The sequence below is a fragment of the Bacillus amyloliquefaciens DSM 7 = ATCC 23350 genome, from assembly GCF_000196735.1.
Taxonomy (GTDB): domain Bacteria; phylum Bacillota; class Bacilli; order Bacillales; family Bacillaceae; genus Bacillus; species Bacillus amyloliquefaciens.
In genome coordinates this window covers 3,353,488-3,372,903 of the sequence record NC_014551.1, presented here as the reverse complement: position 1 = coordinate 3,372,903, position 19,416 = coordinate 3,353,488, and the positions used below count along the sequence as shown (strand labels likewise).

Here is a 19,416-nt window from a genome sequence, read left to right as displayed (position 1 = left end):
ATGCAATTTTCCGGCAGATATCAGGGATACAATTTGCAGAAATTTCAGAAAGACTTGATCGCGGGAATTGTGGTTGGGATTGTAGCAATTCCTCTGGGAATGGCTTTTGCCATCGCCTCGGGGGTCGGTCCGGAATACGGGCTTTATACCGTTATTGTGGCCGGAATTCTGATTTCACTGTTGGGCGGCTCTAAGTATCAGATCGGGGGGCCCACGGGGGCGTTTGTTCCCATTTTATTTGCCATTGTGATGCAGTATGGTTTTGAGAATTTACTTGTAGCCGGTTTTATGGCAGGCGTGATGCTCGTCCTGTTCGGCGTATTTAAACTCGGGAAGATTATGAAATTCGTGCCGAAGCCGGTGATCGTCGGATTTACGGCCGGAATCGCGGTGCTGATCTTCTCGGAGCAGATTGCCCATTTTCTCGGTCTGCGCAATGTTCAAAAGCATGAAAGCTTTATCCTCAACATTGCGGAGATCGGCAAGAAGCTCGAAACCTTTAATTTGTACAGCATTTTCATCGCCGGTATCGCTTTGGCCATTTTGCTGTTATCAGCAAGGCTGATGCCGAAGATTCCCGGCGCGCTTGTGGCGCTGCTTGTATCTACAGCCGCGGCGGTTGTGTTTTTTCCTGACAGGATGGCGACAATCGGTTCTGCTTACGGAGAAATTCCGAGGTCGCTCCCGGCTTTGCAGCTTCCGGATTTCTCCATTGATAACATGATTATGATGTTTCCGTCGGCTCTGATCATTGCGCTTCTCGGCGGACTTGAGTCCATCTTATCAGCGATGGTCGCGGATAATATGAAAGGATCACGGCATGACAGCAATAGGGAGCTTGTCGGGCAGGGCATCGCCAATATGGCCGCGCCGCTTTTCGGCGGCATACCGGCAACGGGAGCGATTGCGCGGACCGCCACAAATATTAAAAACGGCGCAGTTTCTCCGATTTCCGGTATTGTCCACGGAGTCACCGTCCTTCTCGTCCTGCTCGTCTTCGCACCGCTTGCCGTTCATGTACCGCTGGCAAGCATGGCGCCGGTGTTGATGGTTGTGGCTTGGAACATGAGCGAGCGGAGGGAAGTCGCCAATATGATGCGGCTGAAAAACACTGATTCATTCGTGCTGGCGGTTACCTTTTTGCTGACGGTTCTGTTTGATTTAATCATCGGCGTTTCCGCCGGTCTCGTGCTCGCTTTTGTTTTCTTTATCAGGAAAATGAGCGAATCGACAAGCATCAAAACACCGCATGCCGCCGTCAAATCGGTGAAAAATGATTCATCCGTCAGCACATATTCCATTGAAGGGCCGCTGTTTTTCGGTTCCATTGATTCATTGGAATCGTCATTGCTGGAGAGGCTTCAGGAAAAGCCGAAGACGCTTATTCTGCTGATGAATAATGTGCATTACATGGATACCTCCGCAGAAGCGGTGCTGGGGAATGTGATGAATCGGATCAAACGCCATAACGGCAGATTGATGATCGTCGGATTGCAATCACAGCCGAGGGAGCTGATCCGTAAAACGGGGCTGTTCCATAAAATCGGAAAACAGCACTTCTTTGAACATCAGGACGAGATAACGGGATAAATTCAGGCGCGGCCTGTCCAAGAAAAAAACGGACAGGCCGTGTTTTTATTTGGTTTCAAAGCGTTTGATCAGTTTTTCCTGATGGGCTTTCATCGCCTCTTCTAAGGTGATCCCGTACTTATCGGCGAGGATGGCGAGGTTTCCGAGGACATCACCCATTTCTTCAATCAGCTCCTGCCTGCGTTCAGCCTGTGTCGCGTCCTTTTCATCCGGCCGGTCTCTCCCGATTTCATATGCTCTTACCGCCCGGGCGAGCTCACCCGCTTCTTCCATTAAAAAGCCGATTCTGATAAATGGCCCGTATTCCGTCCATCCTCTTTTTTCGTAAAAGTCTTTCATCCATTGTTCCGTTTCAGCCATCTGCATGTGAAACACTCCTTATGTCCTGTATGATTCTTATTGATATTATCATATAGAGATGGGACAATATATAGTGTGTTTTGATTTTTTGATGTACATATATAGATGCGGAGATGAAAAAATGAAAACCATTTGTGTATTTGCGGGGTCAAACCCGGGGGTAAATGAAGAGTACAAACGCAAAGCGGCCGAACTCGGTGAATATATGGCGGAGCAGGGAATCGGCCTTGTTTACGGCGGTTCACGGGTCGGTCTTATGGGAACCGTTGCCGATGCGTTAATGGCAGGCGGCGGAAAAGCTGTCGGTGTCATGCCGAGCGGACTGTTCAGCGGAGAGATTGTTCATCAGAATCTGACGGAGCTGATTGAAGTCAGCGGCATGCATGAGCGGAAAGCGAAAATGAGTGAGCTGGCTGACGGCTATATTGCCATGCCCGGCGGATTCGGAACATATGAAGAATTGTTTGAAGTGCTGTGCTGGACCCAGATCGGCATTCATCAAAAACCGATCGGACTTTATAATGTAAACGGCTATTTTGAACCGCTGATCAATATGGTCAAATACAGTATAAAAGAAGGCTTTTCCAATGAGTCTCATCTTCAATTGATTCATACATCATCACGTCCGGATGAGCTGATTGAACAGATGAATCAGTACACATACCCGATTTTAGATAAGAAATGGCGGGAAGTGTAAAGGGAGATTCTATAAGCAGTCATCAGGATCAATATGAATCTGCTCCCATTGGCCGGAGCTGTTTTTTCTCAGTTGTTTTGCTAACCTATCTGTATCATTCGTGAGCTGAAAATAGACAAAACGATAATGATGGCCGTCTGTTCCGTCAAAGTCAATTGTTTTGACATAACCATTCTGCCGGACAGGCCATCTTTTTTTAATAAGCTTGCACCATTTGCCGAATTTGATATCAAGGCTGCTTTCTGCATTGTGCTGCCACAAATGATAAGCGGCACACAAAAAATCTTCGCCATACCAAGTCATTCGTCCGATCTGAAATCGTCCATTATGTTTTTCCAGCTGGACAACGCCGTGATAATAAGCGAAAAACGTGACGTTTTGATTTGAACCTTGAATGGTTTCGATCTCAACGAAATATCGCAAGTCTTCAAGCCGGTTCAATTTAATCAGATGGGTCTGGCCAATACCTTCGAATGAGGCAAGAAAAGCTTTGTAGGAATGTTTCTTATGATAGGACGGGGTGAAAAAGGCATAGGCCAGCGGAAAGGGAATGTGTGCCTGGCCGACTGTACCGCATCCCCCGGCTTTTTCGCGCGTAAGATTTTCGGCTTCACGTAAAACACTAAAATAATGTAAGATCGTTTTGTCCGGAGCCAAAGAGAGGGATTGGGGCAGATGAATGCTTTTCACAGGCTTATCAATATAAGGATCAAAAAAGGAACTTTCAATTGCTGTGTTCAGGACAGGAAGACAAGAGGGCCTGAAATATGTTTCGGCATCAACTGCTCTGAAGGAAGATTGTTCGTAGCTTGCATCTAATCCATCCTGATCGGAAAGTTCTCCGCCCATAAAATACCTTTTCTTTCTGGGAAAAGACCGTCTTCTCCACTTCATTGCGCTCACGCCTTTCTTGATGATAAGACATATGTATGAGAATAAGATGAGAAAGAGACTGCGGATAGTTTTGAAAGAAGAACATCCATTTCCTCAGAGGAGATGGATGTTTTTTGCGGTTTGCATAGTGTATGCGTTTACAACTTTTGTTGCACGATTGTTTCTTCCGATATGATATCATCCTGCTCAATCGTTTGTTTTTTTGAACCGATTCCAAATATACCGACTGTCAGTGCACAAAGAAGCCAGCAGCCTGTAAAGAACAAGAAGACACTTAAAAATCCGTATCCCGAATACAGGAAACTGACGACAAAGGGACCGGCTACATTCGCAAGACGTCCCACGCCGTAAGTGAGGCCGTTTCCAGACGCCCTGGCTTCAACCGGATATAATTCCGGCGTATAGGCATATGCGATCGAACTGAAAGTACGTTCAAACATGTGCATGAGAAATCCGCATATGACAATGACCATCGGCAAAGGATTGATGCCGTAAAAGAATCCAAGCGCCATAATCATTAACGATAAAACAGAAATGGCCCATTTTCGTTCCACACGGTCTGAGATTTGCGACGCAATGAGAGCGCCCAGCGGGGCACCGATCGTACCGAGAGTGACGTATACGATAGACTCATCCATTGATACGCCTTCTTTTACCAAAAGGGTCGGAACCCACGTGCCGAAGCCTTGAATTGCAATCGTGGAAGCTGCCCACATCGTCATCAAAACAAAAGTCCTTCCTGCTAAAGGCTTTTGAAATAGCGTCCGATATGGAACGGATTTTACAGGGGTTTGTCGGCCTTTTAGAGCCGGAGCTGGTTCAGGCAGTTCACCTTTTTCTTTTTCAGCCTTTGCCTCAAGCTCAAGCAGAATACGGTGTGCTTGTTCGCTTTTTCCTTTCGTATCCAGCCATTTCGGGGATTCATCCAGTTTTTTGGCGATCAGCGGAAAGAAAATACCGATTGCTCCGAAAAGAAAGATAAACCGCCAGCCATAAGGGGCGGCCGGCACGACCATTTTAGCCACCCAGCCGGCGGCAGGAATTCCGCATATGCCGATTGTAATACAGATGGCCTGGTATTTCCCCTTAGTTGCGGATGGGAAAAATTCGCTGATATACGTACTTGCCACAATCGTCGTGGCGCCGATGCCTAAACTCGTAAGAAATCTAAAAACACCGAGTATTTCAGGGCTCCAAGCCAGAGAAGAGAGGAGGGAGAAGGAAGAGAAAAAGGTGACAACCAGGATTAAGCCTTTTTTCCTTCCGAACCGGTCTGAAAACCATCCTCCGGCAGAGGCACCGATAAACATTCCGAAATAGGAGACAGACGTGATAAAAGCGATGGTATGAGTGGATATATTCCACTCCTTTAAAAGTGAAGGCGCCGCATATGAAAACGTATTTAAATCGATAAAATCAAAAAAGTAAGCGAATGAAAGGATAACGAGCACCGCTTGATGAGCTCTTGAAAAAGGCAGTCTGTTTAATCGATTAGACGCGTTTACATTGATCATCTCGTATTCCTCCGTTTATCTTTGACTTGTCTGAAGGCTTGTATTAACCAATGTGATTCAGCGTATTCATGTTGTAACTTTGCTTTGTAAACACATAGCCTTCAGAGATTTTTCTTGCTGTGCGTACTACTTTAATCGTTGTTCCAGCCGGATCAGCAACTGCTTCGGTTTTTAAAATGCCGCTTGGATGCCCTAAGCGGATCGTTTTGCCGGAGAATGAAAATTCAGATAATAATGTATCTTGCAATAGCATGCCGGCGGTCGTACATACCGCCCCTGTAATGGCTAAAGCTTGATGCGGTTTTTGCATGGACATCATACGAATGACAAGGTCCATCTCTTGAGCATGTCTCTTTATCCCTTTTGTATCAATATAATCCGCTGGAGATGAGATTAAAGTTAGTTTTGGCACGGCGGGTGATTTTGCCGCAGCCTCATGTCTTGAAGCGAATCTGCATTTCTCTGCTGCAATCGATCGGATCACTTCAAGTTTTTCAAGTATATCCGGTGTATATTCGTCCGGAAGTTCTATGCCGGTAAGCCCCGCGTCCTCTGCTTTTACAAAGACAAGCGGATTGGCGTAATCGATAATCGATACCGCGATATTTCCATACGGTGTATCGAGAACATCAATAGGCTGACCAGTCGGAAACAGCTTTCCGGTCACCGCTCCTTCAGCCTGGTGAAATGAAAGATAAATAGGAGAAGCTGTGCCCGGAACCCCCGGAATCGAGCAGTTCCCCTGGTAATGAAATGTTCCATTCTTGACTTCAACTTCTGCTATGAACACTTTTTGTGTGTTTGTGTTTAAAATTCTGACTTTTGTAACTGGCTCTTTCGCTTGAACGAGCCCTTGCTCAATAGCATAAGGGCCTACGGCAGAAGAAATATTTCCGCAATTGCCTTTGAAGTCGGTAAATTTGTCAGTCAAGCTGACCTGAGCAAACGTATACTCAACATCTGCGTCCTTTCTGGCGGATTTATTAATAATGGCTGCCTTGCTTGTGAGAGAATGGCCGCCGCCGAGACCGTCAATTTGTCTCTCGTCAGGGCTCCCCATAATGTCTAAAAGAAAATCACTCCATAGGTTTGTATCGTTTGGCATGTCTTTTTGATGAATAAAAACGCCTTTGCTGGTGCCGCCTCTCATGACGGTTACAGGAACTTTTTCCATGCTGTCTCATCCTTACATCATTTTGTGTGGAAAAAAGGTACCGGTCCCTTGGGAAATATCGTATGATAAATGAGGATTATAAGTAAAACATATAATTTTTATAAAGTTGAATAAAAAACTTTTATAATAGGAGAAAATTCTATAGCAGAAAAATATTTGAGGGGATTTCATATGGATGAAAAGGATTGGGTTGTACTCATAACATTATTCGAAGAAAAAAATATGACAAAGGCAGCAGAGCGGTTATATATGACGCAGCCGGCGTTAAGTTATCGTCTCAAAAACTTGGAAGCGCAATTCGGAGTGCGCCTTTTTTATAAAAGAAAAAAAGGGATGGAATTCACTTCAGAAGGTGAATATCTCGTTGAATATGCGAAAGAGATGCTGCGGGAATTCAGAAAAATGAAGGATGATATCCTCAATATGAGCCATGAAGTCAGCGGGGTTCTCAGATTAGGAGTCTCGAGCAATTTTGCTCAGTATAAGCTCCCGGCGATTCTGAAACGGTTTTCTGATCAGTATCCGTCTGTTCAATTCCACGTCAATACGGGATGGAGTGCAAAGGTTATGGATCTGCTTCATCATTCCGGTGTACACCTTGGGATTATGAGGGGAAATTATGATTGGCAAGGGGAAAAACAACTGTTAAATGAAGAGAGGCTGTACCTTATTTCGAAAACTGAAATCAACAGTGAGGACCTTCCCAAATTGCCGATGATTTATTATCAAACAGATGCTTCTTTGAAAAGTTTGATTCAAAAATGGTGGAATAATCAATTTTCCGAGCCGCCTTTCATTGCAATGGAGGTAGACAGGCAGGAAACCTGTAAAGAGATGGTGAAAAACGGCCTCGGTTATTCTGTTGTGCCGGAAATCTGTCTTCAGCCTTCTGATGAATTATACACCTTGGCGCTTTCCTATAAAAATAACGAGCCTGTGATACGCGATACGTGGCTCATGTATGATTCTTCAGTGTTAGAATTGTCTGTCGTAAAAGCATTCATTACTTTTTTGAATGAAGAGAAAGCATAAAAAAAACCTGCAAGAGGTTGAGTCTCTCTTGCAGGCGGGATATTACTTCTGGTCTTCCGTATTGCGTGTCAGCACTTTATCGATTAAGCCGTATTCTAAAGCTTCATCAGCTGATTTGAAGTTGTCGCGGTCCGTGTCGCGCTCGATCACTTCAAGCGGCTGGCCGGTACGTTCAGCAAGCACTTTGTTTAATTTATCGCGAAGCAAGAGAATGCGTTTAGCAGCGATTTCAATTTCAGTCGCCTGTCCTTGCGCTCCGCCAAGCGGCTGGTGAATCATGACTTCACTGTTAGGAAGCGCGTAACGTTTGCCTTTTTCTCCGGCAGCAAGTAAGAATGCTCCCATAGAAGCGGCCATACCGATGCAGATCGTGGATACTTTCGGTTTAATGAACTGCATTGTATCATAGATTGCCATACCGGCAGTGATTGATCCGCCAGGGCTGTTAATGTAAATGGAAATATCTTTTTCAGGGTCTTCCGCTTCAAGGAATAAAAGCTGTGACACGATGGAGTTTGCAACGTTGTCATCAATCGCAGATCCAAGCATGATAATACGGTCCTTCAAAAGACGGGAGTAAATGTCATAAGCTCTTTCTCCGCGGTTCGTTTGTTCAATGACTGTAGGTATTAAATTCATAATGCTCCTCCTTCACCTTTTAGGTAAGTATGTATTTACATGATACATTTTTGGTCAATAAAGGTCAAACAAAACGCTGACCAAAATGCCAACCTTTTCTTCTAAAACCATTTTTCCCAGAAAACAAAAAGTTCAAACAGCAAAGTGAAAATGGAAGTGATCAATGGTCAATAGGCTGCTGTATGCCGAGCTGCCCTATACCGCGCCCCCGGAGCTTGAGAAAATTATATGGCCGGGGCATTCGAAATAGACCGCAGACGCGTCAGCACCGCACCTGATTAAGTTGTCCGTCCTTCCAAAAGCCGTACCGGCAAATACGTTTCCGGCGGAATATCATCAAATTCGCCTTCAATTTCTTTAGCTAAAATCTCGATGGCTGTTTTGGAAATCAATTCGATCGGCTGCTGGATGGTTGTCAATTCCGGCAGAATTGATTGAACGGTCTCGGTGCCGTCATAACCGATCACTTTTAATTGATTGGGGATGTCTTTTCCCCGTTTTTTAGCCTCGGTCATAACTGCGGCTGCCATGATATCATCGCTGGAAAAAATTCCATCGGTGTCAGGCTGTTCATCAAATAATGTTGAAATGATGTCATGGTAATCTTGATAAAAGGGCACTTCGTATGTAATGGGCTGCCGTCCGTGTTTATGCATGACATCTTCGTATGCTTTTCTTCTGAGGTTTGCCGGTGTAGTGAGTTCAATCGGACCGTTGATATGGACGATGTGCCGGCACTCTTTTTCGATCAGCAGTTCCGCCGCTTTTTTTCCGCCGTCATAATTGTCTGAGCCGACGACGGGAATCGAGTCCGATAAGTAATGGTCAATGGCGACAATCGGCAGATTTTGCTTGTGGTAATTGAGAATTCCCCGGTTATAAGTCACGGCGATGACGCCGTCCACTTGGTTTCTAATCAGCATTTCCAAATATTTTTCTTCTTTGTCTTTCCGATGTAAACTGTTGCAAAGCAGCAGTTTGTAGCCCATGGACGTACAAATGCTTTCAATATGAAAGGCGAGTTCGCCGAAAAACGGGTTGCTGGAGTTCGGAATGATAAGCCCTATTAAATTGGTTCGTTTTCGGAATAAGGAGCGGGCCAGATCGTTTGGAAAGTAATTGATTTCTTCCATCGCCCTGTACACTTTTTCTTTTGTTTTTTCGCTGATATAGCCGCGGTTATTTAATACCCGCGAAACGGTTGTAGAGGAAACTCCCGCTATTTTTGCAACATCATGAATGTTAGGCTTCATTCCCTTGCCCTCCTGCTTTACTGAAATGGCTTACAATTCTCGTCACGCACTTATTTTAGAGAATCGGGCTGACATGTGCAAGGAAACTCCATGTGTCTGTTTTCATGTGAGCAGGATTAGTTTTAATAATCAGAAAAATATATGTCAACCGATTGACATATGAAACCGGTTGACATACAATTCTTTTTGAAAGTGCTTTACAAAAAAGGATATTGCTGCCGCAAAAGTGAAAGGGGCGAACAGCGGCAAAAAAGAAAGCGCTTACCAAACACTCGCATGAATCTGCTGAAAAAGAAGTAGGAAGTACGTGGCTCAGCAAGCAGTTCGGGAACGGAGATTAAGAAATATCCATGTCCGATCAAAGGAGCGGTGAACATGAAAAGCGCAAAAAGTCTGTATTGGCAACTGAGTGCTTATTTTTTCTTTTTCTTTTTTACTTGGTCTTCCAGCTATTCTTTATTTGCGATTTGGTTAGGGCAAGAAATCAATTTAAACGGATCAGCGACAGGCATTATCTTTTCTGTAAATGCCGTATTTGCCCTGTGCATGCAGCCTCTTTACGGTTTTATCTCTGACAAATTGGGGCTGAAGAAAAAGATATTGTTTATGATCAGCTTTCTTCTCCTATTTACAGGTCCGTTTTATATTTTCATCTATGGACCGCTCCTGCAGTACAACGTCTTCCTTGGCGCGGCTGTCGGAGGCTTGTATTTGGGTGCCGCTTTTTTAGCGGGGATAGGCGCGATTGAAACTTACATTGAAAAGGTCAGCCGGAAATATCAATTCGAGTATGGAAAATCAAGAATGTGGGGCTCGCTGGGCTGGGCGGCCGCTGCATTTTTTGCAGGGCAGCTTTTCAATATCAATCCCAATATCAACTTCTGGATTGCGTCTGTATCAGCCGTCATTTTAACGGCCATTATCATGTCTGTGAAAATCGAAATGACCGACCATGAGAAAAACAGAGCGGATTCGGTCCGGTTAAAAGATGTGGGTCGTCTCTTTTTAATAAAGGATTTTTGGTTTTTTATGATGTACATTATCGGCGTGACCTGCATTTACGGCGTATATGATCAGCAGTTCCCGATCTACTATGCGTCTTTATTTCCTTCAGTGGCGATAGGCAACCAAGTATTCGGCTATCTTAATTCGTTCCAGGTATTTTTGGAGGCCGGCATGATGTTTCTTGCGCCTTTTATCGTCAATAAGTTCGGAGCGAAAAACAGTTTGATTTTAGCGGGGTTTTTAATGGCTTTCCGCATCGTCGGGTCCGGAATTGCAGTTGAGCCAGTAGGAATTTCATCAATGAAACTCATCCACGCACTGGAACTGCCGATTATGCTGATCGCCGTTTTTAAATATTTGGCGGCCAATTTTGATACGCGTCTGTCGTCCGTCCTTTATCTCGTCGGTTTCCAATTCGCATCTCAGGCAGGCGCGTCGATTCTGTCGCCGCTGGCGGGAGGATTATATGACAGTGCGGGGTTCCGGCAAACCTATCTCATCATGGGAATCGTCGTCTTTGGTTTTACCGTCATCTCCATATTTACTTTATTGGGCCCGAAACAAAACAGCAGGCGCGTGCAGCATTTACAAAAAATCGGATAGAGAGGATGTCGCAAATGGATAGAATTCAGCAGGCGGAAGAAGCCTTGAAGAAAGCCGAGGGTAAAGTGAAACAAAGATATCGGCTGGGGTACCATATTATGCCCCGGGCGAATTGGATCAATGATCCGAACGGACTTATTCAGTTTAAGGGAGAATACCACGTTTTTTTTCAGCATCATCCGTTTGATGAGAACTGGGGGCCGATGCATTGGGGGCATGTAAAGAGTAAAGACCTCATTCATTGGGAGCACTTGCCGATTGCCTTAGCGCCGGGCGACGCATTTGATCAAAGCGGCTGTTTTTCGGGAAGCGCGGTCGATGATCGTGGAAGACTTGTCTTAATCTATACCGGGCATAACATGATTGACCCCGAGAAAGACCTTTTCTATCAAACTCAAAATATCGCTGTCAGCCAAGATGGTGCAGTGTTTGAAAAGCTTCAAGATAACCCTGTTATTGCGGAACCGCCGGAAGACAGCTCCCGCCATTTTCGCGACCCGAAAGTGTGGAAGCATCGCGGAGACTGGTATATGGTAGTCGGCAATTCCACAAAAGAAAACGTCGGGCGGGTCATTTTATACCGTTCATCTGATTTGCGTAATTGGGAATACGCAGGTGTTCTCGCCCAAAGTGACGGTCATCTCGGCTATATGTGGGAATGTCCTGATTTCTTTGAATTAGGCGGCAAACATGTCCTGCTAATTTCGCCACAGGGTATTGAAGCCGACGGTGATTCCTATAAAAATTTACATCAAACCGGTTATTTAATTGGTGACTATAATGATGAAACAAATAAATTTACACACGGCGCTTTTAAAGAACTGGATCACGGCCATGACTTTTACGCCGTTCAAACATTACTGGATGATAAAGGACGCAGAATTGCCGTCGGCTGGATGGATATGTGGGAATCCGAGATGCCGACAAAAGCGGACGGATGGTGCGGTGCTTTGACACTGCCGCGGGAACTGACATTGCGTGATGATCATAAACTTTTGATGAATCCCGTGGAAGAAACCAAGCAGCTGCGAAAAATGAAATATCGGGAATGTGCCGGCCGGTCCGTTTCAGGCAGTTACTTGGCAAAGACATCCGAAGAGCTGCTGGAAGTCCAAGTCGTGTATGATGTAAACGATTGCGATGCCGAAACGGCAGGTATTAAAATTCGCGGCCTTGATGAAGAGGAACTTGTGCTTAAGTACAATCTAACGGATAAAAAATTGACACTTGATTGCACCAAGATGGGGAAAGCGAAAGACGGTGTGAGAAGAGTGCGGATGGATGCAAGCGGCAAGCTGGCGCTGCGAATATTTATTGACAGGTCTTCGATTGAAGTATTCGCCAATCATGGAGAAGCAACGATGACAAGCCGTATCTATCCGAAAGAGGGCAGATTGGGGCTTGAGCTGTTTTCTGAGAAAGGCGCTGTAAAGGTTGAGGAATTCACCTATTGGACGTTAAAAGACATTTGGAAAAAAAGCTGAAACATTGCAGCGTTTCGGCGGCGTGTCTGCTCGCAAACCAATAGCCGTTATATGATGCGGGATTATGCTGCATGAGAACGCTGCATAATCCTGTCACGATACGCCGTAAATCACGTTTCATTGAAAAAGTATTGCTTTCTGCACGTTTCTTTATTATAATATAAAGGTATCTGATTGAAATAACGTGCGCTCGTAGCTCAGTTGGATAGAGCGGTGGTTTCCGGTACCACGTCTGTCGGGGGTTCGAATCCCTCCGAGCGCGTAACAGTTAAAAACCTCGCAGATGAATCAATCTGTGAGGTTTTTTTGTTTACCTTGTTTTGAAGCTGTTAATGAATGTGTCTCTGTTATTTTCAGCTCCGGCAATCAGCTGCGCACTTTCACTGATCCGCTGTGCGAGAGCTTTTTGCGCCTTGCCTTCGAAGCTGTTCAATAGGGCTGAATAAACTTCAGTTAATTCATCTTTCAATGTGTTTAAATCGAATTTTGGCTGAAGCGTTCGGCGCACTGTTTCCAGTTTTGTCCCCGCTGCCTGCGTCATGGCGGTTTTCAGCATCTGCCGCTGCAGCATTTTCCTCATGGGATCATCTTTTTGTTCCAGAAGCTTGTCTAATGTCGTCATAAAAATCATCTCCTATAAACGTAACCAGTTTGCCAGCATGTGATCTTTTTCTTTAAAGTCATCCGCTATTGTATGTAAGAATCCGCCGATCTCTTCAAGGTCCGTGATCGCCGTCTGCAAAGAATCAATAAACGCCTGCTCAGCCTGAGTGTCATAAAAAATCGGGCCTTTATCGTAGGATTGCGCAATATCTTCTATTGTATTGGTCACATCCTGTGCCTGAAGCTGATCAAACAAGCCGTGTCCGACTTGGCCGTAAAATTCCGTTTTCAGCTCGGCGATTTTTTCATCGTGCTCCTGATAGGCGTTCTGCGCTTCTTTTTTCATTGTCCGCAAATCCTCGGTCATGGCCTGCACCTTTTCAGCCAGCTTTTTGGCGATCGCGGGCGTTACTTTAATCGCGTCTCCGCTTCCGATCGCACCGGCCGGGAGGAGAGCTCCGAGGTTTTTATCGAAGACTAATTCATCTCCGTTCGGATTTGCGATGTTTCCGTTTCGGTCAAACATAAAATTTGCTTCATTTAAGCCGTGTGTATCCGGATTTCTCAGAATGACGGTAGTGAAGAAATAAGCGAGATTCTTGCCGATCTGCTCGCTCAAGCTCCCATCAAGCCGCAGCTTTCGGCTGAACTGTGAGAGTGAGGGGTTTTTCGTATAAATCGTTGTCCCGTTATGCCGGTCATATTCGTTCCAATAACCTGCCCCGACCATGTCGTCCGGATTGATGATTGATCGTATGTAAGGATCGTATAAGCCGCTGTTGATGTCTTTCTGTGTTTCTTTATCATGCAGTTTTACGACAGAAGGACTGTTAAAAGCGACTGCGTAAATATCATTGTTGACCGCACTGTATTCCGCTTCTGCGCCTCCCAGTGAATGGCCGGTTGTTGAAACGATTGTTGATGTTCCGTATTTGCGTTTGACTTGTTTCACGAGCTGATCTGCCTGATCAATTTGCGATGTTTTCGTCAGCAGCTTATAGTTTCCCGTTGTAAGCATGGCGTCTTGAGTAGGTGTTCCATTATATTTTCCGAGTGTTTTAGATGTGTCTTTGGCGCCTTTTTTAACAATATAATGGGCTTCTTTTTTCGGATCATTTCCGAAAACAATGTTCCCGCCGTCTGCTTTTACGCCGTCATTGATCGGATCTTTTCCGATATCGGTTCCCGCAAAGGCGATGACGACGTTTTCGGGGTTATCAGACTTCGCCCACTTGCCGTCTTTTGTCTTTACACCTTTTGAGAATACAAAGGCATCAAGACCCGTATCAGAATCCTGCTCAACTTTCTCAATGTACCAATATGACGTCTTACTGATTTTATAGGGGGTTTTATATTTCATGTGCAGGGCTAACATTTTATAGTGGTAGGCCGCCTGACTCAAACGGTAATATTCTTTATCTGTAACATTTGAGACGGTTATTTCTTTTCCTTTTGGCATATATACATCACCTTTCATATATTGTAAAATAAGTTCGAAAGGATGATACGCATGAGAAAATACATTATTATCCTAATTGTTATAATTATAGCAGTGGGAGGTTTTTTCGTGAAGCATCAATATGACAAACATAAGAACGAAGAGAAACTTGTGAATGAGGCGCAAGATCATATGAAGAATTACTTAAAAAAAGACTATAAAAATGTGCAGGAAGTTCACTTTTCCAAAGACTACAATATCGATCCGACAGGCGGAGTCGAAGTTTCAGGTTACATAAATAATAATAAAGAAAAAGAATTTTCCGGTATATACGATCCAACGAACAAAGAGATAGGTATTTCAGTGGTCAATGCCGAAGAAAGATAAAATACCCACCTCAGGATGAGTGGGTATTTATTTTGTTTAATTATCTTACAAAATTCGTGATATGTTTCTCATACAGTTCAAACCTATTCCTGAGATCAATCGCCTCTACCGTCTCATTTGTCGAGGTATCCCCGATAATTAACGGTAACTGCGTACAAATATCATGACAACTCAACGATAGGAAAAACGTCAGATAGCATTTTACTCGCTTTAAGTTCCAATCTTAACTTGTCAGCAACAATCGCGATGAATTCTGAATTGGTTAGCTTTGCTTTTGGCATGCTGAAAGTATATTCATATCAAGTTTTCGCTCATTTCGTTTACTTAAAAACGACAGTTATTTATAGGAAAGGGTTGATTTCCAAATGAAAAAGAAAAAGTACATAATTATCCTTATTTTAATAATTATAGCAGTTGGGGGTCTTTTTATGAAGCATCAGTATGATCAAAAGAAAAAAGAGATTGCGTTATTCGAAGAAGCCCAGAATCATATGGAAAAGTTTTTAACAACGAACTATAAAAATGTGGATGATATCCATTTTTCTGAGGATTACTATATTAATCCAATGGGTGGTATTAGTGTTAAGGGTTATACTAACGGAAAAAAAGAGTTTGAAGGTCTATATGATCCAAGTAATAAAGAAATATTGTCATATACGGTTGATGCCGAACCCAAAGAAGAATGTAAAGATAAGCTTTGTACAAGATAAATTAGCCCGCTCAAATCGAGCTGGGCTAATTTTGTTTTATTGCCTACCCTCTATCTCCTCGATATAAAACAAATCTTCCATAGGCACATTTAATCCTCTGTTAATAATGAATAGTGTTGTGATATCATATCTTGATATTTGTTTTAAATCTGCTTATCGCAGCCTCATAGAGCTAACCTAACTCAGCCAATTCTTTCTGGCTTTGAATTCCCTTCCTCTTCATAACTTCATTTAACCTAGATCTAACTATAAGATTTTTTAGAAATTCACACACCCTTTAGGCAAGTGTAACTAACGCTTATATAAAAGTATTCTCGACTTTTGATACATTCATGTTTTTTAGACATGTACAACACCCCAAAAGTAGATATAAATTTAATATAAGAAAGGATGAGTTTGTGAATAAATACATAATTATCCTGGTGTTTGTAATGGTTATAGCGTCAGGAGGTACCTACTTGAAGTACCAACATGATAAAAAAGAAGCAGAACAAGAACTTTTTAACCAAGCGAAAGATAAAATGGAAAGCTATATAAAAGCTAATTACAAAAATATAAAGCACATTACATACGATAACGATTACAAAATAGATCCTATGGGGGGAATTTCCATCGAGGGTTACTTGAATGGTAATAAGGAAAAAGAATTTTTCGGACTTTATGACAAAACGAATGATGAAATAGGGATATCTTTAGTCGATGCTGAAGAGAAACCTGAGTGTCAAGAAAAAGAATGTGAATACTAAAAGGCGCTGGAATAGAGAAAACCTCTTTATGATTCCTTTCTAGTTCGCGAGCCGCATGTGAGCATGGACCTAAGGAGCGCCAGAGTAAATGAAAAAGACAAGGGTTTCGGCATTTGCCGTCCTTGTCTTTTTTATTAAACACCTTTTTACCGGGTGAAGCATCTCATCATTTGACAGTCCATTTTAACAGCGTTACAATTAATCATGTAAATAGTTACATGTATATATAAACATAATGTCTTGGGAGGTGATACGTCCTGAATGAACCTTCTTTAAAAAAAGTGATGTCTCTGCAAATTAAAGTGGATGAACCGATCGTTGCTGGGCAGACTGGATTAGGGAAAAGGCAGCTGATCCTGATTCGGGGCGGAACGGTCAGCGGCGCCGTAAAGGGGCGTGTTCTCCCGGGCGGGGCAGACGCCCAGATCATCCGTCCGAACGGCCGGGTTGATCTTTCTGCTAGGTACGCGCTGGAAACCGAAGAGCACGAAGTCATTTATGTTGAGAACAACGGCATCCGCCAAGTCAGTGAACCGTTCCGCCAGCAGGCTGCAGAGGGGCGCATCATTGATCACGAGCACGTGTATTTCCGCACTGTGCCTGTGTTTAAAACAAGCAGTAAGGCATATCAGCATCTGCAGGACCGGATGTTTATCGGGGCTGCGGTCAGATTGCCGGATGACATTCGGTTGGATATTTATGAAGTTCAATAATAATAATATGGAGAGTGAGTTAGCATGGAAAACTTTATCGGAAGCCATATGATTTACACGTATGAAAACGGCTGGGAGTATGAAATTTATATTAAAAATGATCATACGATCGACTATCGGATTCATAGCGGAATGGTAGGCGGCCGCTGGGTGCGCGACCAAGAAGTGAATATCGTAAAGCTGACAGAAGGCGTATATAAAGTGTCATGGACTGAACCGACAGGCACAGACGTTTCATTAAACTTTATGCCGAATGAAAAACGGATGCACGGGATTATTTTCTTCCCGAAATGGGTTCATGAGCATCCGGAAATCACGGTGTGCTACCAAAATGATTACATTGATGTGATGAAAGAGTCACGTGAGAAATATGACACGTACCCGAAATATGTCGTTCCCGAGTTTGCGGATATTACGTATCTCAACAATGCGGGAATCAATAACGAAGCATTGATTTCAGAAGCGCCGTACGAAGGAATGACTGATGATATTCGCGCGGGAAAATTAAAATAATAGAAAAAACCCGGCAGCTTGGCCGGGTTTTTTTGTATGAGTCAATCCGGCGGCTTTTACGACAGGTTTTTCGTCATGATAAAGTCGATTTGTTTATCATTCCCCATATAAAAAGAGTGTTCTCCGGTGTGAATAAACCCCATTTTTTGATAAAAGGCGATTGCATTTTCGTTTTTTTCCCATACGCCCAGCCAGATGTTCTTTTTATTGTGTTCAGTTGCGATTTTTACAGCATGATTCAGCAGAAATTTTCCAAGTCCGTGTTTCTGATAGTTCTTTCTTATATAAATTCTCTCAATTTCTAGAGAATCTTCACTCATTTTTTCTGATTGAGCTTCGTTCATGTTGACTTTTACATATCCGGCAAGGTCATCGTCATAATAAACAAAATAGAATTTCGAAGAGGGATTGGATAATTCCGTTTTCAGCTGTTCAGAGCGAAATGCAGTTTCCAAATAAGCTTTCATATTTTCAGGTGAATTTTGATCTTTAAATGTATCATTGAATGTTTCAATGCTTATCTCTCGGAGTGCTGTTATATCGTTAAGGCTGCACTTTTTTATTTTGATACTCATCTTCATACATCTCCTTTCTTCAGTTGATTTATGTTGTATTTGCAATGAAAATACCGTATAGTAAACATAACGTAATTTTATTGTATTTGCAACATAAAATTATAAAATGAGGCTGATCAAGTGAAATACGTTTTTTATGTTTTGGGAATCATCATATTGACCTTTGGTATTTCTGTCACTATTCAATCAGATCTTGGAACATCGCCTTTTGATGCGCTTATCGTGGGACTATCTGTAAATGCAGGCCTTACCGTGGGAAGCTGGGAAGTCATTATAGCTTTCCTGTTAATTTGCTGTAATTCAATGTTAAAAAGACAAAGACCGGAATTTTCAGGAATGATTACCGCGTTTATCACGGGAATCGGGATTGATTTGTGGCTTTTTTTCCTGCATCGAATCATCACGCCTGAACTATGGTACGGAAAAGCGGGGTGTTTTGCAATCGGTTTGGTTGTGATAGGGATAGGCACCGCGACTTATCTGCACACAAATTTCGCACCGATCCCGGTTGACCGGTTAACGTTAATTATCCGCGAATTAACCGGAAGAAGCATCTTTTTTTCAAGAACGGTCATTTACTTCGTATTTTTCATATTGGCATTGATCTTAAAAGGACCGGTAGGCGTTGGAACGTTTTTCACCGTTTGTTTAGGAGGAATGATCCTTCATTTCTTTATGCCGATTACCGGAAGATGGATAGACAGCATCTTAACAGTATCTCAAAAGCAGGAAGAAACTAAAACCCGGTGACGGCCGGGTTTTTTGCTGTTATTCCTTATTTTTAAGAGGAGGCCCTGCTGCGGCAATCTGTGCGATTTTGCGGTTAACGTCTCTATCGTATAGTCCGCCGTGATAGCAGATGACCTTTTCGATATCATAGGATGCCAGTTTTGCGACGGACCGATAGGCTTCTTCCATGTCAGGAGTTTGAGGCGGATTCGGCCCTTGAAGCTCCCCGCCTCTGACGATCAGGGCGTCTCCGGCGATAAGCGTTTTCGAGGCCGAATGATACAGGCTGATATGCCCCGGTGTATGCCCGGGTGTATGGATCACGGTCAGCCCGCCGGCCAGTTGATCTCCGTCTGTAACGGTATGAGTGACGGTCAGTCCGGACGTCTGCTTGCCGTCGGAAGACATTTGCGCAGCGAGGGAATTCGGAAGTGTTTTAAGGAGGGGAAGTTCTCCCTGTATATAAGGTTTATCAGCGTCATGGGCATAAATTTCAATGTCCGGAAATTTCGTTTTCAGCTGTGCGGCGCTTCCGATATGATCAATGTCCTGGTGGGTGAGCAAGATGCCGTTTAATTCCCCGGGTGAAAATCCCGCAGCTTCCAGCTGCATTACGATGTTTTTCACCATACCGGGCATTCCCGTGTCAACGAGAATCAAATCATTGTCTGTATGAAACAGTGTCGGTGTCATCGTGAATTGTCCATCCGGCATTGCCGGGATCGGGATGTGTAAATGAATAGGGATACATTTCGCT

21 protein-coding genes, 1 tRNA gene and 1 pseudogene are annotated in these 19,416 nt (G+C 43.6%); 12 read left to right on the top strand and 11 right to left on the bottom strand.

Annotation, left to right across the window (positions count from 1 at the left end):
* Positions 1-1,590, top strand: a complete 1,590-nt coding sequence (locus BAMF_RS37400; protein ID WP_013353718.1) for a SulP family inorganic anion transporter — start codon at positions 1-3, stop codon at positions 1,588-1,590.
* 45 nt (positions 1,591-1,635) lie between these two features.
* Here BAMF_RS37400 and BAMF_RS37395 read toward each other — a convergent pair whose 3' ends face one another.
* Positions 1,636-1,956: a MazG nucleotide pyrophosphohydrolase domain-containing protein gene (locus tag BAMF_RS37395; RefSeq protein WP_013353717.1), complete on the bottom strand. Its 321-nt coding sequence runs from the start codon at positions 1,954-1,956 to the stop codon at positions 1,636-1,638.
* Between the two features lie 115 nt (positions 1,957-2,071).
* Between BAMF_RS37395 and BAMF_RS37390 the strand changes: the two genes are divergently transcribed.
* The gene (locus BAMF_RS37390) at positions 2,072-2,647 is read left to right on the top strand and encodes a TIGR00730 family Rossman fold protein (protein ID WP_013353716.1); all 576 of its coding nucleotides are present in this window, start codon (positions 2,072-2,074) and stop codon (positions 2,645-2,647) included.
* 9 nt (positions 2,648-2,656) lie between these two features.
* On the opposite strand, the gene BAMF_RS37385 is transcribed toward BAMF_RS37390, so the two are convergent.
* The 3 genes from BAMF_RS37385 to BAMF_RS37375 all read right to left on the bottom strand — a co-directional run bounded on the left by BAMF_RS37385 (position 2,657) and on the right by BAMF_RS37375 (position 6,229).
* Entirely contained in the window at positions 2,657-3,496 is an 840-nt protein-coding gene (locus tag BAMF_RS37385; RefSeq protein ID WP_014471069.1) for a hypothetical protein, read from the bottom strand.
* A gap of 182 nt (positions 3,497-3,678) precedes the next feature.
* Positions 3,679-5,055 (bottom strand): MFS transporter, encoded by a 1,377-nt coding sequence (locus BAMF_RS37380; protein ID WP_013353714.1) that lies wholly within the window; start codon positions 5,053-5,055, stop codon positions 3,679-3,681.
* A gap of 43 nt (positions 5,056-5,098) precedes the next feature.
* Positions 5,099-6,229, bottom strand: coding sequence for a 2-methylaconitate cis-trans isomerase PrpF family protein (locus BAMF_RS37375; RefSeq protein WP_013353713.1), 1,131 nt, complete (start codon positions 6,227-6,229; stop codon positions 5,099-5,101).
* A gap of 171 nt (positions 6,230-6,400) precedes the next feature.
* On the opposite strand from BAMF_RS37375, the gene BAMF_RS37370 reads away from it, so the two are divergent.
* Positions 6,401-7,261: a LysR family transcriptional regulator gene (locus BAMF_RS37370; RefSeq protein WP_013353712.1), complete on the top strand. Its 861-nt coding sequence runs from the start codon at positions 6,401-6,403 to the stop codon at positions 7,259-7,261.
* A gap of 42 nt (positions 7,262-7,303) precedes the next feature.
* On the opposite strand, the gene clpP is transcribed toward BAMF_RS37370, so the two are convergent.
* Positions 7,304-7,900, bottom strand: coding sequence for an ATP-dependent Clp endopeptidase proteolytic subunit ClpP (gene clpP / locus BAMF_RS37365; RefSeq protein ID WP_003151513.1), 597 nt, complete (start codon positions 7,898-7,900; stop codon positions 7,304-7,306).
* A gap of 278 nt (positions 7,901-8,178) precedes the next feature.
* A complete protein-coding gene (locus BAMF_RS37360) occupies positions 8,179-9,153 on the bottom strand; it encodes a LacI family DNA-binding transcriptional regulator (protein WP_013353711.1) in 975 nt (324 codons plus the stop codon).
* 375 nt (positions 9,154-9,528) lie between these two features.
* On the opposite strand from BAMF_RS37360, the gene BAMF_RS37355 reads away from it, so the two are divergent.
* The 3 genes from BAMF_RS37355 (at position 9,529) to BAMF_RS37345 (ending at position 12,507) form a co-directional block, all read left to right on the top strand.
* Positions 9,529-10,761, top strand: coding sequence for an MFS transporter (locus BAMF_RS37355; protein WP_013353710.1), 1,233 nt, complete (start codon positions 9,529-9,531; stop codon positions 10,759-10,761).
* 14 nt (positions 10,762-10,775) lie between these two features.
* Positions 10,776-12,245 carry a glycoside hydrolase family 32 protein gene (locus BAMF_RS37350; protein WP_013353709.1) on the top strand — a complete coding sequence of 490 codons (1,470 nt, stop codon included), beginning with the start codon at positions 10,776-10,778 and terminating at the stop codon, positions 12,243-12,245.
* A 186-nt stretch (positions 12,246-12,431) separates the two neighbouring features.
* Positions 12,432-12,507 (top strand) — tRNA-Arg (locus BAMF_RS37345).
* A gap of 48 nt (positions 12,508-12,555) precedes the next feature.
* Here the strand turns inward: BAMF_RS37345 and BAMF_RS37340 are convergent.
* Positions 12,556-12,867: a hypothetical protein gene (locus tag BAMF_RS37340; RefSeq protein ID WP_013353708.1), complete on the bottom strand. Its 312-nt coding sequence runs from the start codon at positions 12,865-12,867 to the stop codon at positions 12,556-12,558.
* Between the two features lie 12 nt (positions 12,868-12,879).
* The gene (locus tag BAMF_RS37335) at positions 12,880-14,307 is read right to left on the bottom strand and encodes a lipase (protein WP_013353707.1); all 1,428 of its coding nucleotides are present in this window, start codon (positions 14,305-14,307) and stop codon (positions 12,880-12,882) included.
* A 51-nt stretch (positions 14,308-14,358) separates the two neighbouring features.
* On the opposite strand from BAMF_RS37335, the gene BAMF_RS37330 reads away from it, so the two are divergent.
* Positions 14,359-14,673, top strand: a complete 315-nt coding sequence (locus BAMF_RS37330) for a DUF1433 domain-containing protein (protein WP_013353706.1) — start codon at positions 14,359-14,361, stop codon at positions 14,671-14,673.
* A 161-nt stretch (positions 14,674-14,834) separates the two neighbouring features.
* Here BAMF_RS37330 and BAMF_RS41930 read toward each other — a convergent pair.
* A pseudogene (locus tag BAMF_RS41930) lies at positions 14,835-14,972 on the bottom strand (hypothetical protein); the annotation flags it as partial.
* Positions 14,973-15,038: 66 nt separating this feature from the next.
* Between BAMF_RS41930 and BAMF_RS37325 the strand changes: the two are divergent.
* The 4 genes from BAMF_RS37325 (at position 15,039) to BAMF_RS37310 (ending at position 17,355) form a co-directional block, all read left to right on the top strand.
* Positions 15,039-15,383, top strand: a complete 345-nt coding sequence (locus BAMF_RS37325; protein ID WP_013353705.1) for a DUF1433 domain-containing protein — start codon at positions 15,039-15,041, stop codon at positions 15,381-15,383.
* Positions 15,384-15,841: 458 nt separating this feature from the next.
* Positions 15,842-16,129 (top strand): DUF1433 domain-containing protein, encoded by a 288-nt coding sequence (locus BAMF_RS37320; protein ID WP_014471065.1) that lies wholly within the window; start codon positions 15,842-15,844, stop codon positions 16,127-16,129.
* Positions 16,130-16,386: 257 nt separating this feature from the next.
* A complete protein-coding gene (locus tag BAMF_RS37315) occupies positions 16,387-16,842 on the top strand; it encodes a DUF3237 domain-containing protein (protein WP_038463075.1) in 456 nt (151 codons plus the stop codon).
* Between the two features lie 24 nt (positions 16,843-16,866).
* Entirely contained in the window at positions 16,867-17,355 is a 489-nt protein-coding gene (locus BAMF_RS37310; RefSeq protein WP_013353702.1) for a phenolic acid decarboxylase, read from the top strand.
* A gap of 56 nt (positions 17,356-17,411) precedes the next feature.
* On the opposite strand, the gene BAMF_RS37305 is transcribed toward BAMF_RS37310, so the two are convergent.
* Positions 17,412-17,930 (bottom strand): GNAT family N-acetyltransferase, encoded by a 519-nt coding sequence (locus BAMF_RS37305; protein ID WP_014471064.1) that lies wholly within the window; start codon positions 17,928-17,930, stop codon positions 17,412-17,414.
* Between the two features lie 120 nt (positions 17,931-18,050).
* Here BAMF_RS37305 and BAMF_RS37300 point away from each other — a divergent pair, with 120 nt between their 5' ends.
* Positions 18,051-18,680: a YczE/YyaS/YitT family protein gene (locus BAMF_RS37300; RefSeq protein WP_013353700.1), complete on the top strand. Its 630-nt coding sequence runs from the start codon at positions 18,051-18,053 to the stop codon at positions 18,678-18,680.
* A gap of 18 nt (positions 18,681-18,698) precedes the next feature.
* Here the strand turns inward: BAMF_RS37300 and BAMF_RS37295 are convergent, their stop codons facing one another.
* Positions 18,699-19,352, bottom strand: a complete 654-nt coding sequence (locus BAMF_RS37295; RefSeq protein ID WP_232469710.1) for an MBL fold metallo-hydrolase — start codon at positions 19,350-19,352, stop codon at positions 18,699-18,701.
* Positions 19,353-19,416 lie beyond the last annotated feature (64 nt).

Bases quoted from the DNA above. Each gene is read 5' to 3' on its own strand.
- BAMF_RS37400 (WP_013353718.1), top strand. From the start codon at position 1: ATGCAATTTTCCGGCAGATATCAGGGATACAATTTGCAGAAATTTCAG.
- BAMF_RS37395 (WP_013353717.1), bottom strand. From the start codon at position 1,956: ATGCAGATGGCTGAAACGGAACAATGGATGAAAGACTTTTACGAAAAA.
- BAMF_RS37390 (WP_013353716.1), top strand. From the start codon at position 2,072: ATGAAAACCATTTGTGTATTTGCGGGGTCAAACCCGGGGGTAAATGAA.
- BAMF_RS37385 (WP_014471069.1), bottom strand. From the start codon at position 3,496: ATGGGCGGAGAACTTTCCGATCAGGATGGATTAGATGCAAGCTACGAA.
- BAMF_RS37380 (WP_013353714.1), bottom strand. From the start codon at position 5,055: ATGATCAATGTAAACGCGTCTAATCGATTAAACAGACTGCCTTTTTCA.
- BAMF_RS37375 (WP_013353713.1), bottom strand. From the start codon at position 6,229: ATGGAAAAAGTTCCTGTAACCGTCATGAGAGGCGGCACCAGCAAAGGC.
- BAMF_RS37370 (WP_013353712.1), top strand. From the start codon at position 6,401: ATGGATGAAAAGGATTGGGTTGTACTCATAACATTATTCGAAGAAAAA.
- clpP (WP_003151513.1), bottom strand. From the start codon at position 7,900: ATGAATTTAATACCTACAGTCATTGAACAAACGAACCGCGGAGAAAGA.
- BAMF_RS37360 (WP_013353711.1), bottom strand. From the start codon at position 9,153: ATGAAGCCTAACATTCATGATGTTGCAAAAATAGCGGGAGTTTCCTCT.
- BAMF_RS37355 (WP_013353710.1), top strand. From the start codon at position 9,529: ATGAAAAGCGCAAAAAGTCTGTATTGGCAACTGAGTGCTTATTTTTTC.
- BAMF_RS37350 (WP_013353709.1), top strand. From the start codon at position 10,776: ATGGATAGAATTCAGCAGGCGGAAGAAGCCTTGAAGAAAGCCGAGGGT.
- BAMF_RS37340 (WP_013353708.1), bottom strand. From the start codon at position 12,867: ATGACGACATTAGACAAGCTTCTGGAACAAAAAGATGATCCCATGAGG.
- BAMF_RS37335 (WP_013353707.1), bottom strand. From the start codon at position 14,307: ATGCCAAAAGGAAAAGAAATAACCGTCTCAAATGTTACAGATAAAGAA.
- BAMF_RS37330 (WP_013353706.1), top strand. From the start codon at position 14,359: ATGAGAAAATACATTATTATCCTAATTGTTATAATTATAGCAGTGGGA.
- BAMF_RS37325 (WP_013353705.1), top strand. From the start codon at position 15,039: ATGAAAAAGAAAAAGTACATAATTATCCTTATTTTAATAATTATAGCA.
- BAMF_RS37310 (WP_013353702.1), top strand. From the start codon at position 16,867: ATGGAAAACTTTATCGGAAGCCATATGATTTACACGTATGAAAACGGC.
- BAMF_RS37305 (WP_014471064.1), bottom strand. From the start codon at position 17,930: ATGAGTATCAAAATAAAAAAGTGCAGCCTTAACGATATAACAGCACTC.
- BAMF_RS37295 (WP_232469710.1), bottom strand. From the start codon at position 19,352: ATGACACCGACACTGTTTCATACAGACAATGATTTGATTCTCGTTGAC.